This is a genomic window from Bacillus sp. 1735sda2 (assembly GCF_024159245.1).
Classification (GTDB): domain Bacteria; phylum Bacillota; class Bacilli; order Bacillales; family Bacillaceae; genus Bacillus; species Bacillus pumilus_O.
In genome coordinates this window covers 880,733-894,771 of sequence record NZ_JAMYWZ010000001.1, presented here as the reverse complement: position 1 = coordinate 894,771, position 14,039 = coordinate 880,733, and the positions used below count along the sequence as shown (strand labels likewise).

Annotated in this window: 13 protein-coding genes, 1 pseudogene and 1 CRISPR repeat array; of the genes and pseudogenes, 2 read left to right on the top strand and 12 right to left on the bottom strand. The window is 41.5% G+C overall.

The window, feature by feature from the left end; genetic code table 11:
- Positions 1-35: 35 nt before the first annotated feature.
- From NKR21_RS04480 to fabL, 8 genes and pseudogenes are all read right to left on the bottom strand, one after another.
- The gene (locus tag NKR21_RS04480; RefSeq protein WP_144457515.1) at positions 36-1,622 is read right to left on the bottom strand and encodes an ABC transporter substrate-binding protein; all 1,587 of its coding nucleotides are present in this window, start codon (positions 1,620-1,622) and stop codon (positions 36-38) included.
- Positions 1,597-2,574 carry an ABC transporter ATP-binding protein gene (locus NKR21_RS04475; protein WP_144457513.1) on the bottom strand — a complete coding sequence of 326 codons (978 nt, stop codon included), beginning with the start codon at positions 2,572-2,574 and terminating at the stop codon, positions 1,597-1,599. Before NKR21_RS04475 ends, NKR21_RS04480 begins: the two co-directional genes overlap by 26 nt.
- A complete protein-coding gene (locus NKR21_RS04470) occupies positions 2,543-3,565 on the bottom strand; it encodes an ABC transporter ATP-binding protein (protein ID WP_144457511.1) in 1,023 nt (340 codons plus the stop codon). The genes NKR21_RS04475 and NKR21_RS04470 overlap by 32 nt, the downstream gene beginning before the upstream one ends.
- Positions 3,566-3,677: 112 nt before the next feature.
- Positions 3,678-5,420 carry an ABC transporter ATP-binding protein gene (locus NKR21_RS04465; protein ID WP_144457509.1) on the bottom strand — a complete coding sequence of 581 codons (1,743 nt, stop codon included), beginning with the start codon at positions 5,418-5,420 and terminating at the stop codon, positions 3,678-3,680.
- A gap of 94 nt (positions 5,421-5,514) precedes the next feature.
- Positions 5,515-6,045, bottom strand: a complete 531-nt coding sequence (gene ntdP / locus NKR21_RS04460) for a nucleoside tri-diphosphate phosphatase (protein WP_012009337.1) — start codon at positions 6,043-6,045, stop codon at positions 5,515-5,517.
- Between the two features lie 147 nt (positions 6,046-6,192).
- Positions 6,193-6,453: a YgaB family protein gene (locus NKR21_RS04455; protein WP_144457507.1), complete on the bottom strand. Its 261-nt coding sequence runs from the start codon at positions 6,451-6,453 to the stop codon at positions 6,193-6,195.
- A 382-nt stretch (positions 6,454-6,835) separates the two neighbouring features.
- Positions 6,836-6,985 (bottom strand): annotated as a pseudogene (locus NKR21_RS04450) (gamma-type small acid-soluble spore protein); the annotation flags it as partial.
- 75 nt (positions 6,986-7,060) lie between these two features.
- Positions 7,061-7,813, bottom strand: a complete 753-nt coding sequence (fabL, locus tag NKR21_RS04445) for an enoyl-[acyl-carrier-protein] reductase FabL (RefSeq protein ID WP_144457505.1) — start codon at positions 7,811-7,813, stop codon at positions 7,061-7,063.
- Positions 7,814-7,894: 81 nt separating this feature from the next.
- Between fabL and NKR21_RS04440 the strand changes: the two genes are divergently transcribed.
- On the top strand, positions 7,895-8,119 hold the full coding sequence (locus NKR21_RS04440) for a hypothetical protein (protein WP_003217808.1): 225 nt from the start codon (positions 7,895-7,897) through the stop codon (positions 8,117-8,119).
- On the opposite strand, the gene mutY is transcribed toward NKR21_RS04440, so the two are convergent.
- Positions 8,106-9,206 carry an A/G-specific adenine glycosylase gene (gene mutY, locus NKR21_RS04435; RefSeq protein WP_144457503.1) on the bottom strand — a complete coding sequence of 367 codons (1,101 nt, stop codon included), beginning with the start codon at positions 9,204-9,206 and terminating at the stop codon, positions 8,106-8,108. The genes NKR21_RS04440 and mutY overlap by 14 nt on opposite strands.
- A 191-nt stretch (positions 9,207-9,397) precedes the next feature.
- On the opposite strand from mutY, the gene NKR21_RS04430 reads away from it, so the two are divergent.
- Complete coding sequence (locus NKR21_RS04430; RefSeq protein ID WP_144457501.1) at positions 9,398-10,378, top strand: metal-dependent hydrolase; 981 nt, start codon at positions 9,398-9,400, stop codon at positions 10,376-10,378.
- A 701-nt stretch (positions 10,379-11,079) separates the two neighbouring features.
- Positions 11,080-11,453: a CRISPR direct-repeat array (repeat unit 33 nt; unit sequence ATTTCAATCCACGCACTCACATAGAGTGCGACT).
- A gap of 565 nt (positions 11,454-12,018) precedes the next feature.
- Here the strand turns inward: NKR21_RS04430 and cmr6 are convergent.
- The 3 genes from cmr6 to cmr4 are packed head-to-tail and all read right to left on the bottom strand — an operon-like array spanning position 12,019 to position 14,026.
- On the bottom strand, positions 12,019-12,795 hold the full coding sequence (gene cmr6 / locus NKR21_RS04425) for a type III-B CRISPR module RAMP protein Cmr6 (RefSeq protein WP_253602463.1): 777 nt from the start codon (positions 12,793-12,795) through the stop codon (positions 12,019-12,021).
- The gene (gene cmr5 / locus NKR21_RS04420; protein WP_041090765.1) at positions 12,792-13,160 is read right to left on the bottom strand and encodes a type III-B CRISPR module-associated protein Cmr5; all 369 of its coding nucleotides are present in this window, start codon (positions 13,158-13,160) and stop codon (positions 12,792-12,794) included. Before cmr5 ends, cmr6 begins: the two co-directional genes overlap by 4 nt.
- Entirely contained in the window at positions 13,157-14,026 is an 870-nt protein-coding gene (cmr4, locus tag NKR21_RS04415) for a type III-B CRISPR module RAMP protein Cmr4 (protein WP_253602462.1), read from the bottom strand. Before cmr4 ends, cmr5 begins: the two co-directional genes overlap by 4 nt.
- Between the last annotated feature and the right edge of the window lie 13 nt (positions 14,027-14,039).

The window sequence follows — 14,039 nt, the reverse complement described above, 5'->3', positions numbered from 1 at the left end:
TTGAATAAGGGAGATACAAGATCTCCCTTATTTGCTTATTCGAAATACACGTCAGTCAAAGCTTCTGAACCAGTTGGATGCGGCTGGTAGCCTTTTAATTCACTAGATGCTGCAAGCATTGGGATCGAATGCACCAATGGAATCCAAGGTGCTTCATCATGAATGATTTCTTGTGCTTTTTTATATAGCTCATTTCGTTTCTTTTGATCTGTGTCTGTTTGCGCTTCAATGAGGATGTCGTGCATTTTATCGTTTTCGAAGAATGTATAGTTGTTGCCGCCAATGCTGTCTTTGTCCAAAAGTGTGTAGATGAAATTATCAGGGTCGCCATTATCCCCTGTCCAGCCTAACAAGAACACATCCGCTTCCCCTTTACTTGCCTTATCTAAATAGGTCGCCCAGTCATATGTCACAATTTCTGCTTTGACCCCGACCTTTTCAAAGTTTGATTGAATGACTTCTGCTACCTTCATCCCATCTGGCATATATGGACGCGGTACAGGCATAGCCCAAAGTTTGATGCGAAAGCCGTCAGGAAAGCCCGCTTCTTTTAAAAGTTCCTTCGCTTTTTCAGGATCATACGGGTATGGATCAATGTCGTCATTGTAGCCTTCTAAAGCTGGCGGAAGAGGATTTTTTGCTGGCTCGGCAAGCCCGCCATAAAATGACTTAATAATGGATTCTTTATCGACCGCGTAATTGAGCGCTTGACGAACAAGCTTGTTATCAAGCGGCTTTCTTGTAACGGTTAGTCCGATATAGCCTACGTTCATTGATGGTCTTTCAATGAGCTGGAGGGCTTTATCCGTTTTAATGCCATCTAAATCTGACGGATTCACGCCATCCATCAAATCGATCTCGCCTGTTTTCAAAGCATTTAAACGAGCCGAGTTTTCTGGAATCGAGCGGAAGATGATTTGATTCAGTTTTGGCTTATCCTTCTGCCAGTAATCTTCGTTCTTTTCTAATACGATACGGTCGTTTTGTTTCCACTCTTTAAACTTGAATGGTCCTGTTCCCACTGGATTCTCTCGAAAGGAATCGCCGCTTTTTTCAACAGCCGCAGGACTTGCGATGCCAAACGGTGACATGGCAATGTTTTTAAGAAATGTCGCCTGCGGGCGCTTTAGCTGAAATTCTACTTCATGCTCACCTTTAACAATGATGTCTTTAATCACATGTCCTTTATCTTTTTTATAGCCCCCAAACATGCCATAGTAAGGGAATTTTTCTGCATCGCCATTCATCCAACGATCAAAGTTGAATTTCACTGCTTCTGCGTTAAAGTCTGTGCCATCGTGAAATTTCACACCTTCTCTTAAGTAGAATGTGTATGATTTTCCGTCCTTTGCAACATCCCAGTCTGTTGCGAGACCTGGGTGAATGGTCGTGTCCTTTTCACCATAATTCAGGAGCTTTTCAAACATATTCTCTGTGACCTTGAAGGTTTCGCCTTCAGTTGTTGTGATTGGATCTAGTGAAGTGGAGTCTCCTCCTCTGCCAAATACGAGAGTATCTTTTGTTGCCTTCTCTTCTGATGACGGAGAGGACGAGCATCCCCCTAAAAACAGTGCAAGCATCAGCACAAAAATGAAACTACTGAACAACCAAGTCTTCTTCATTGTGTTCCTCCTTTTGATATAAGTAACACGCCGCCGCATGCCCCGGTTCCTCCTCATATAAAGCAGGTACTGCTTTTAAGCATTTCTCCCACCTTTTTGGACACCTTTTGTAGAAAGGACAACCGCCGCTTGGCGTCATGGCAGACTCTTCTGCCGACACATCTTGCGTCTCTAGCACGTGATCCATATGTGGAATGGATTTCAGAAGTAGCGATGTATAAGGATGAAGCGGACTGTGAAATACGTCTTCGGCAGGCCCCATCTCGACAATGCGCCCAGCGTACATAACGGCGATCCGATCGCTCATATACCTGACAACGCCAAGATCGTGAGAAATAAATAGATACGTCAGAGAAAGCGTCTTTTGCAATTCAAGCATCAAATTCAAAATTTGTGCTTGAACGGATACATCTAAAGCGGAAACGGGTTCATCGGCAATGACAAGACTTGGATGGGTAATGAGTGCTCTAGCGATCCCAATTCGTTGCCTTTGTCCGCCGCTAAATTGGTGCGCATAACGCTCCCCGTAGGAAAGGTCAAAACCGACAATATGCAGCATCTCTTTTACCCGCTTCCGCCTTTCTGCTTTTATTCCATGTCGATGTACAATGAGCGGTTCCTCTAAAATATCTTTGATTTTCATTCGCGGATTTAATGAAGCATATGGATCTTGAAAAATCATTTGAATGTCTTTTCTTAAAGAACGCATTTCTCTTTCTTTCAAAAGAGTAATCTCTTGCCCTTTCAGTTGAATAGAGCCTGACGTCGGTTCAGTTAATCTCATTAAGCTTTTGCCAAGTGTTGATTTCCCGCAGCCTGATTCACCAACAATGCCAAGCGTTTCCCCCTCCTTCACATGAAAAGACACTTGATTTAAAGCCAAATTCGAATGTTTGTGTTTAGAAAAAAAAGCGGCTGTCTCATACCGTTTTGTCAGCTGATTCACTTGCAAGAGTGGGTGACTCAGTGTCTTCTCCTCCTTCCATTAGAAAGCATGCCACGCGGTGATCCTGTTCAATGGATTGTAAAACTGGATCTTCTTCAAGACATTGCGCTATTTTGTAAGGGCAGCGCGCGGCAAATTGACAGCCGGATCGAATGGTCCCTGGCTTCGGTACATGACCTGCAATAGAGATGAGCTTTTCTTTTTTCTCTTTGAACGATGGAACTGAGGCGAAAAGACCTTTTGTGTAGGGATGCAGAGGTTTTTGAAAAATACGGTCAACGGTTCCTTCTTCTACGATTCGACCGGCATACATAATCATGACTCGCTGGCATATTTGCCGTACGACGCCTAGATCATGGGTAATAAATAAGATTGCGGTGTCCATCTCTTCATTCAGCTTTTTGAGCAGGCGAAGGATTTGCGCTTGGATGGTCACATCAAGTGCAGTTGTTGGTTCATCTGCGATCATGAGCTTTGGGTGACAAAGCATCGCCATCGCAATCATCACACGTTGACGCATGCCGCCTGATAATTCATGTGGGTATTTTTTAAGCAACGATTCGGCTTGCTTCAATCCGACTGTCTGAAGCAGATCAACCGCCTTCGCTTTTGCTTCTTTTTGACCGATTGCTTGATGTGTGAAAAGGGCTTCCGCCATTTGTTTACCGATAGTCATTAATGGGTTCAGAGAGGTCATTGGTTCTTGGAAAATCATCGAAATGTCATTTCCTCTTATTTCTCGCCACTGTTTTTCTGAAAGTGACAGCAGGTTTTGCCCTTCGAATTGGATCTCCCCCGTTGTCTCTGTTTGCTGGTTTAGTCCCATTAATGACATAGATGTGATACTTTTCCCGCAGCCAGATTCGCCAACAATACCTAAGGTTTCTCCTTTTTGAATCGAGAACGATATGTGATGGACGATGGGTACTTTTTGCTTTTTTTGCTGAAATGCAATGGACAGCTGTTTAACATCTAGCAGCACGTCTTGTTCTTTCACATATTCACCACCCCGTCATACTTTTTAAAATTGTATTGAGACAAGCTGGGAAATATGTCATGTTTTTGACTAGCATAAAAAAGCCTATCCGCTAGAATCGGATAGGCTTCTACTAATTTAATGTTTGAATGGTAAAAAGATGGCGATAGTGGCTGTCTCTGTTCATTAATTCTTCGTGTGTTCCTTTTTCCACAATCTCGCCTTGTTCCATGACGACAATGAGGTCAGCATGTGTAATTGTTGACAAGCGGTGTGCGACAATAAAGGTTGTGCGGTCCTTCGCTAGCTTTTGCATCGCTTCTTGAATGTAATGTTCACTTTCTAAATCTAGTGCAGACGTTGCTTCATCTAAAATCAACAGCGGTGGATTTTTTAGAAAGACCCTTGCAATGGAAATCCGTTGTTTTTGACCACCTGATAGCTTCACGCCCCGTTCTCCTACCTTGGTGTCATATCCTTCAGGAAGAGACATAATAAAATCATGGGCATTTGCCGCTTTTGCAGCCGAAACAATTTTTTCAAAAGAGGCTTCTGGATCTCCAACCGCAATGTTTTCTTTAATCGTGTCACTGAATAGGAATGTATCCTGCAGCACCATGCCGACTTGATTTCGAAGGCTTCTTGCTTTGTACTCTTTTATATCAATGCCGTCAATTTCAAGTGATCCGTTTGTCACATCATAAAATCTTGGAATTAAGCTGACGAGCGTCGACTTCCCCCCGCCGCTCATTCCAACAAGTGCAACCGTTTGTCCTTTTTCTACTTTCAAGGAGATATTGCGGAGAATCTCTTCCTGCGTGTGTTCATAACGAAATGACACATGTTTAAATTCGACCTCTCCTTTTAAATGATCGGCTTCTTTTGCATTCGGCCGATCGGTTACCTCGTATGGCTCATCAATAAATTCAAAAATACGATCCATTGACGCTACCGACTGAGTTAAAGTCGTGGATGAGTTGATGAGGCGGCGAATCGGGTTGTACATCCGGTCAATATAACCAACAAAGGCAATCATGGTCCCGATCGAAAGTGATCCATTAATGACAGTGTAGCCGGCAAATGCAATGATCAATAGCGGTGCAATATCAGTAATGGTATTGACGACGGCAAATGTTTTGGCGTTCCAATTCGTATGGTTGATCGCTTTGTTTAAGAAATTTTTATTTTCATCATGAAAATTCTCTTGTTCATATTCTTCAATGGCAAAGCTCCGAATGACTGGCATTCCTTGTACCCGCTCATGTAGATGCCCTTGCACTTCAGCCAGCGCCTGTGACCGCTCTTTTGTCAGCTTGCGGAGCCTGCCGTAAAAAAACTTCACTGCAAACGCATATAACGGAAAAATAATGACAGACACGATGGTGAGCTTGATGTCCAGTGTACACATAATGGCGATCACGATGAGCACGGTCATCAAATCAAGCCAAATATTCATAAGACCTGTGATGACAAACTCTTTTGTCTGCTCCACATCGTTGATAACTCTAGAAATGATTTCTCCTGTTCTCGTGTTGGCATAATAACGAAGGCTGAGCTTTTGAATATGCGAAAACAGTTTTTCTCGAATATCAAATAATACTTTACTGCCTGTCCACTGCGCATAGTATTGTCTATAGTATTCAACAGGCGGTCTCATCACTAAAAATAAGACGAGCATGATTCCCATAGTCATCAGTAGAGATGATGTCTTTTCGTCAGCCGACCCCGAGCCTTGAATGACATCATCAATGACATACTTTAAAAGCAGAGGCAATGTTAAGGGAATCGAGAACTTGATCATCCCGATGACCATTGTCAATGCAATCTGTTTTTTATACGGTGTTACAAAAGCCATGTAACGTTTAATGACCCCCATGTAAATCTCCTTCCCAATCTATCAGTGCCTCTTATCCGTACGCAATCAAAAACCTGTTAGCCTAAAAAGCTAAACAGGTTTTTGTTGCTCTTGCTTATTTTGTATAATGTAAAAAACGTTCATACCACATATCCACAAATTCAGGAGCAAACGGACCTTTCCGCTGGTGAATCCAGTGCAATAATGTATTCAGATGCTCTCTTAAGATACTATCGATTTCCTTTGGATAATTCATTTGCCTCTTATGATCTGCATATTCATCCTCATCCAAGATATTGTACGTCATGTCTGGAAAGACTTTGACATCTAAATCGTAATCAATATACTTAATGGCTTCTTCATCTGTTGCAAAAGGAGAGCTGATGTTGCAGTAATAATATACCCCATCATCTCTAAGCATCCCAATCACATTAAACCATTGTTTTGCATGGAAATAGCAAATAGCCGGTTCTCTCGTCATCCAAGTACGGCCGTCGGATTCAGTCACCATTGTCCGGTCGTTTGCACCAATGATACACAATTCCGTTGCTTTCAGAATGGTGGTTTCATTCCAAATCCTGTGGATCAAGCCATTGTGTTTATAGCTTTGAATTTGGATGGTTTCTCCTTCCTTGGGATAGCCCATATTTTCTCCCCTACTTTCTATAACAAAAAAACCTAACAGTCCAAAGACCTAAGTTCCCAACTAAACATGTCTCTATTATATTATACCGTTACATCATTAAAAAATGAAATGAAAAAGCCATTCAACCCAATTGAACGGCACACTGTTTTACATCACGGTTGAACTCTTTTCCATCTGCTTATATGAGTTGATGACCTCTTCTGTCTGTTTTGTAAACAAGGTTTGGACTTTTTGCAGTTCTTCACGTTTCTGTTTGATTTGATCATGAAGCTTGGTCCACTCTGCTTTTTTTTCATCTTGTAGCAATTGTTTTTCTGTTTCTAAGCATAGATCGAGTTCTCCCTGTACATTGAGCAGTTGATCCATGAGTTGCATTTGTTCTTTTACAAGCTGATCGAAATCAGACATCTAACTCCTCCCTTTTATTTTCATCCACTTTTTATCTGTATACCATTTCTTGAAAGATCGCCGAAATCCTTTGACTGTTTATGTAGAGGTTTTACAGGTTTTGTCGGATGGTGGGAGAGGCAAAAAGAAAAGCACTTCATTCGTAGATGAAGTGCTTCAGCGTGCAGACAAACCCTCGCATTCGGTGTCAGGTCTGCGCTTCGGTGCTCACGAATGTCAAATTCGCTCCGCTCCGGTGCTCGTCCTTCCTAGACTTCAAAGGTTTTCATGTCACGCTGAAAAGAAGACAAAGGGCTAAAATAAAGATCATTTTAGCCCTTTGTCAACAATCTGAAAGAAAAGCACTTCATTCGTAGATGAAGTGCTTTCTCTGTTTCAGTGATTAGCTGTTTTGTTGTTTGTTTTGCTCAGCTTTTTGGTTATATTTTTTTACGTGCTGCGCGTCAGTCTCGCTAGCAAATTCAGTGCCATATTGACCACCTTGTGCAGCAGCTTGGTTTTGTTTCTTTACTTGTTGTGCGTTTGTTTTGTTTTGTTGTTGATCCATCATTATCACCTCCACGCACATTAATTTGTGCAGAAGGTGCAAATCCTATTCATGATTTTTTTAAACAAGCAAAGAACGTCCGCCATCCACAATAATCGTTTGTCCTCTAATCATGTCTGCCTTGCCTGATACAAGGAATTCCACGCTGTCGACCATATCTTTAATTTCCACCATTCGGCCAGCTGGAGTATTTTTCTTGGCATCTTCTAAAAGCTCTTCTCGGTTCGGGAAGTGCTTAAGTGCGTCTGTATCGATCGCGCCGCCTGATACAGCATTCACGACGATATTTTTTTGTGACAGCTCAACAGATAGATAACGCGTCAATGCTTCTAATGCTGCTTTTGAGACGCCAACTACTGTGTAATTTTCAAGATAGCGAATAGAGCCTAGTGAGCTAATGCTGACGATATGTCCGCCGCCGTTTTTCTCCATTAATTTGGCTGCTTCTTGTCCGCAGAATAACAAGGCCTTCGCATTGATATTCATGGTCCAGTCCCAATGATTTTCTTCAAGTTCCATGATTGGACGCTGAACACCTGATGCCGCATTGTTTACAAATACATCTAAACGGCCAAAGGTTTCGTCGATTTGCTGAAACATGTCTTTGATTTTCTCTGGCTGACCTACATTGGCTTTGACAACCAATGTTTTGACACCCATCGCTTCAATTTCTTCCGCTGTTTCAAGTGCGGCTTTTTTGCTTCTCGCATAGTTAATGACAATGTCATATCCTTTTTCAGCTAGGCGAAGGGCTACTTCTTTTCCTACACCTCTGCTGCTACCTGTAACTAATGCACATTTACGTTGACTCATTATGGTTCATCTCCTGATTTGAATAGTTTTCGTCCATTCGCTTCACACTAATAGGAAAGTTCCTATTAGGAGGTTACATTCATGTATGTCGGACGCGATTTAAGCCAGCTTGGCATGATGTCCAAGGATCAATGGAAAGATACTGAGCTTGCTTACTTTCATCATGCTTTCCAACAAATTTTACCTTATTTAAACGAAGAAGGGCAATCTAAGTATCGAGAAATCATTTCTGAAATCGAAGACCGCGGGGGTCTGCACCGAAATGAAGCCGATTATACCCACGGTACAACGGTTAAATACGACTAGGTTCTTCAAGTGCCATCTTCCAAATTTTTTGGTGTGAGACTGGCAAAGCATATGCCTCAAATTCTTCTGTTGTCACTTTTTTCAGCATCGTGTCATCAGATACAGATGTCACACGTCCAAAGAAAACAGAAATATTCCAGATGAGGTGGGTAAATACATGCTGAATGGTGCCTTCTAAATCACCAAGCTCTGCTTGTACACCTGCCTCCTCTTTTAAGAAATCCATTAGCTGCTCTTTTTCCGTTTTTCTTCCCTTTATGGTTTCCAAGTTAGGGAATTCCCATAAATTCGCAAGAAGGCCTGTACTTGGCCGCTTATGAATATAGAGGTTGCCTGCGTCATCAAATAACACCGCTGCTGCCATTGATTTTGCAGTCGGTTTTTTCTTTTTACTTTTCACTGGAAGCTCATGCTGAACGCCTTCTTCGAGTGCCGAGCAATGCATGTTCACAGGACAAATGAGGCATGCAGGGGATGTTGGGGTGCAAATGAGCGCACCAAGCTCCATCAGCCCTTGATTGAATTCTGATGGCTTTTCCCGGGAAATGAGCTGATCGACCGCAAACTCGAAAATATTTCTCGTTTTTGGTTTTGCAATATCATCCCATACGGACAAAATACGAGAAATGACCCTCATAACGTTGCCGTCTACCGCAGGGTACGGCTTGTTATAGGCGATACTCAGCACTGCGCCGCTCGTATACGGGCCTACACCTTTGAGCTTTGAAAATTGCTCTTTCGTATCAGGGACAACGCCCTCGTAGGATTCATATACTTCTTTTACAGCTGCTTGTAAATTACGCACTCTTGAGTAGTAGCCAAGACCTTCCCATGCTTTCATGACTTTTTCTTCATCAGCTAAAGCAAGATCTTTCACCGTCGGGAATTGCTCCATAAACCGGTTGAAGTAAGGAATGACCGTATCCACTCTCGTTTGCTGAAGCATCACTTCTGATACCCAGACGCGGTATGGATCTTGGTTTTCACGCCACGGAAGTGTTCGTTGTTCTTTTTCATACCAATCAATTAAATCATGCTGAAATCCCGCAATATCTTTGCGGTCCAGCTTTTCTTGAATGTCTTTCATATCTATACTCCTTCTCATTGAACCGAGGGCTAACGTTCTGAAAAGAACCTTATTTGTTGTATACTGTTTGTAGATACGTTAACATGTTACATTAAATCGAGACAAAGCAAAAGTGCTTTTGCACATAGTCTTGAAAGAAGGCGTATACTTTGTATGATTGTTCCTAAGCATGACAACTAGGAGGTAATCAATTGGATACTGGTACTCATGTAGTAATGGGCATTTCTCTTGGGGGACTTGCACTTTTAGATCCAGCCATCAGCGCAGATCCACACATGGCACACGCCGTGATGATCGCGACCATCGCCGGCTCCCAAGCACCAGACATTGATACTGTGCTAAAACTAAAAAATAATGCGGTTTATATAAGAAATCACCGAGGATTTACACATTCCATTCCGGCTGTACTGTTTTGGTCATTGCTGATTCCGGCTGTGATTTTCCCATTCGTGCCGGGGGCAGATTTACTTCACCTTTGGTTATGGACACTATTAGCCGTTGTGCTTCATGTGTTTGTCGATATATTCAATGCATACGGTACGCAGGCCATTCGTCCATTTTCGAAGAAGTGGGTAGCGCTTGGGATCATTAACACGTTTGATCCATTCATCTTTTTTACACACCTTGTCGCCATTGTCGTTTGGGCGATTGGCGGACATCCTGGCTATACGTTTATTACGCTGTATGCCGTGATTTTCTGTTATTATATCGTCAGGGTGATCATGCAGCTTCAAATTAAACGTCAGCTGCGTGCCCGATTTGATGAAATTGAAGACATTATTATTTCGCCTACGATGAAGTTCAGACAATGGCGCATTGCCGTGAAATGTAAATCCTCCTTCCATGTTGGACGCAGTATGAATGGTGAGATCATCATTTTAGACACCTTTAACCGGGTGCCGGTCCCTGACACAGAAATTATGAAAATTGCCAAACAAGACGAAAACATTTCAGCTTTTCTCTCCTTCTCCCCTGTCTACCGGTGGGAAGTGGATAAATACAAGGATCATTATGAGGTGCGGTTCATTGATTTGCGCTACCGCAGCAAAGGTCATTATCCTTTCGTCGCGATCTGCCATATCGACATGGATCATCAAATCAAAAATTCCTATACCGGCTGGATTTTCAGTGAAGAAAAACTACAAAAAAAATTAAGACTCGGCTCTGTGTGAGCGAGTCTTTTTTTGTTGTGTAGGCTTGGATTTAGGGGAAAGTACATTATTTTGATTAATCATTTGTGTAGATTTTGATATGGATAAGTATTTGACTTTATATAATTTGCAGAAATTGTGATCTATGCACTCATGGAGAGTGCGTCAGCATTCTTGATAAAGGTTTTGTACATAACAATATTTCAATCCACGCACCCATATAGAGTGCGACAATGATTACGAGAACTTTTGAGGAAGTGGCAGGATTTCAATCCACGCACCCATATAGAGTGCGACTGTCTTTTTACTATTATTTATTTAACGGTGTTCACATTTCAATCCACGCACCCATATAGAGTGCGACTGCGATTTCCGCCCTAATTATAACATTTTTTAGGGAATGATCGTCAAAACCCTCAAGTTTCTATATAGAATTTTGTTTTCACCCCTAAAAAACATACATTTTTTCTCATTTCTGTCGAATAAAACGGTGCGAATGTTCCAGGGATTTTATGTTCACCTCACATTCGCACCGACTTTTTCTTAGTATGAAATCTATTGAAACTTGTTAATCATACTTCTTTATATTTCAGCAACAATTGAATCCAATTAGATTCATGACTACTGAGGCAGGAGGCAGAGTTATGTTTTCACAATTATTAATCCATCCACTCATGTAGAGTGCGACCTGAAACACCAACTAAACCGACATATCCAAGCAAGATTTCAATCCACGCACTCATGTAGAGTGCGACTTCACAGTTTTTTGAATTCATTAATTTGATGGTATTTCAATCCACGCACTCATATAGAGTGCGAATTTGACTGATTTTTCGATTTTTCTTAGTTCATTCCAATGCTTATATTTCAATCCACGCACTCATATAGAGTGCGACCTGATCACATTTTCTTCAAAGGCAAGTGATTTTAATTTCAATCCACGCACTCACATAGAGTGCGACAACGGCGATTGGATGGTCGGCGTGGCTGCATCGGATTTCAATCCACGCACTCACATAGAGTGCGACTAGAGGGGTGGGATGTGACTTATGGCGGAATTTGAATTTCAATCCACGCACTCACATAGAGTGCGACTGCGATTTTCGCCCTAATTATAACATTTTTTAGGAAATGATCGTCAAAACCCACAAGTTTCTATATAGAATTTTGTTTTCACCCCTAAAAAATATACATTTTTTCTCATTTTTGTCGAATGAATAGGTGCGAATGTTCCAAGGATTTTATGTTCACCTCACATTCGCGCCGACTTTTTCTTAGTATGAAATCTATTGAAACTTGTTAATCATACTTATTTATATTTCAGCAACAATTGAATTCAATTAGATTCATGACTACTGAGGCAGGAGGCAGAGTTATGTTTTCGCAATTATTAATCCACCCACTCATGTAGAGTGCGACGTCGATCGCGTCAAGAAGCACGAAGATTGGAGCGATTTCAATCCACGCACTCATGTAGAGTGCGACTGCGATTTTCGCCCTAATTATAACATTTTTTAGGGAATGATCGTCAAAACCCTTAAGTTTCTATATAGGAATTAAGTTTTCACCCCTGAAAAATATACATTTTTTCTCATTTTTGTCGAATGAAATGGTGCGAATGTTCCAGGGATTTTATGTTCACCTCACATTCGCACCAAGTTTCATGAAATGTCGTCGTCCATTTTAAGTCTTCCATAACCTGCATTTGTTTTAGCACCGATTCCTTCGTGTTCTAAAGCGCCTAGTAAGATGGTTTTGGCGAGTTCGAGCCATTCCGCTTCTTCTGGTAGATTCTTTTTTGTTTTCAATAGAAGTTGAAAGCGGCCGTTGACCACCGTTAAGAAATGAATCGGTGTTGGTGAGTCATCGTCTCGAGGGGCTGGAACACTTCCCCCTTTGTTCATCTTATCTAGCTTGACGCTGTTATAGTCTGAATGATGTGGTGTCATCACATCCACTTTGAATGCTTCCCCTACCGTCTCAGGCATCATGAGCGCATCATGAAATTCGATGATACCAGCACGTTCTTTTGTTCCAAACAATGTGTTGTAATCACTACCACCTTGTTTTAATTCTGGAAAGTTTTCACCTAATACAGAGTGGGCATAATGAGAGGCTACACCTTTTAAAGCTGTTCCTGGTATATAAGGAATGCCGTATATCGGGTGTAATAACAATTCCGTTTCAAGCACACCCTCTCCTCCATGCCCAATGACTAACGGCGATATGGATTTGACTAAGCATGTGGGGTTCGTGTCAGTATAATATCGCTCCAAAAACTTTTCATACAACAAGCGATTTTCCCCCCATTGTTTTCGATGTAGATTAATCACATTTTCATAAAATGACTGCTTCTTCGAACTGTCGTTTATGATGTTCGACAATGTAGAACCATCAATCTCCCATTTGCTTTTGTTTAAGGTTAATGACAGATTCATTGGATGTCCTCCACATTTTCCGCCCCTTGTTCCACCTTTAAAATAGATTCCGCATATCTTTTTAACCAAACAGATGCACTTAAAGCTTGTCTTGATTTGATTAAATAATCTCGATTAGAAGCTGACCAATCTCCTTGTATATCTAGTGTTTCTTTTATATCCTGAACGAATTGTTGATAAGCATTTCCTTTTTTTGATTTTGCTTCAAAAAATGTAATGGTGAGCCTTAATCCATTTGTTAAGATCATTGAAGCGAATCTGTGACAGAGTTGTCCATATTGATTTGAGAAATTCTCCTCATTCGTTTTGGCATTCATCACATGTTGATACGCTTTCTCAGCATAATGATGTTGAATGAGTTTCATGATCTCTCCCCTCCTGTCATACGCCAGGATACTCTTCCTTTACCTACGTTTGTGTTTCCACCTAATTGAAGATACATCTGTTTTTCTAGTTGATTTAAAAGTTGATGTCTAACAGATAAATCATTGCTTCCATCGACACGATCACACCACATGAGCCCATAAAATATGGCTTCTGCCGGTACATACTCTTCATACCAGAGAGCACCTTTACTAACTGTTTGGGTTTCATGATCAATTCTAATACGAGGTGTCACTTCAGAATTCATGGTGACAATGTATTGAAAAACGTCATCACTTACAATCACAAATCGTTCTATCCAAAGAGTTTGTGATTGTTTATCGTCGAATAAAAGTTTGGCCATCTTTTGAGCAAAATCGGTTAGTTGTTGAGATTTTTTCGCTGTCCCTTGGAATTCACCTAGATATAATTCGTCATTCTCTACTAATTTAGAATTCATGGTGACTAGCGTGCTTGATTCTTCTATGAGATCAGGGATATCCAGCGTTACGCCTAATGCTTTTGCATCGCGGGCTAATCTTTTCAATATGAGTGGACTTGCCACATATCCAAATGTACCGTATCTACTCGCCACCGGGAATGAAAATAACCGGCCATCTGTCATGACGACTGCTCCTGCGCTTCCATCTTGATCTCCTTGTGTACCAAATACTTTTTGTACGAATGTGTCTTGTCCTTTCGCGCGATAATGTTCACGCTGCACGCCTTTGATACTGCTTCCAGGTATAATCGGCCATTCTGTTACTTTTTCTCGTTGAATGGGCATATCAATCACGCCAACTCCTTCACCCGCTCCAATATGAAGGGGGGATAAACAATGTATCCAAAACCAACGGCTTGCTTCCATCATCTCACTCCTC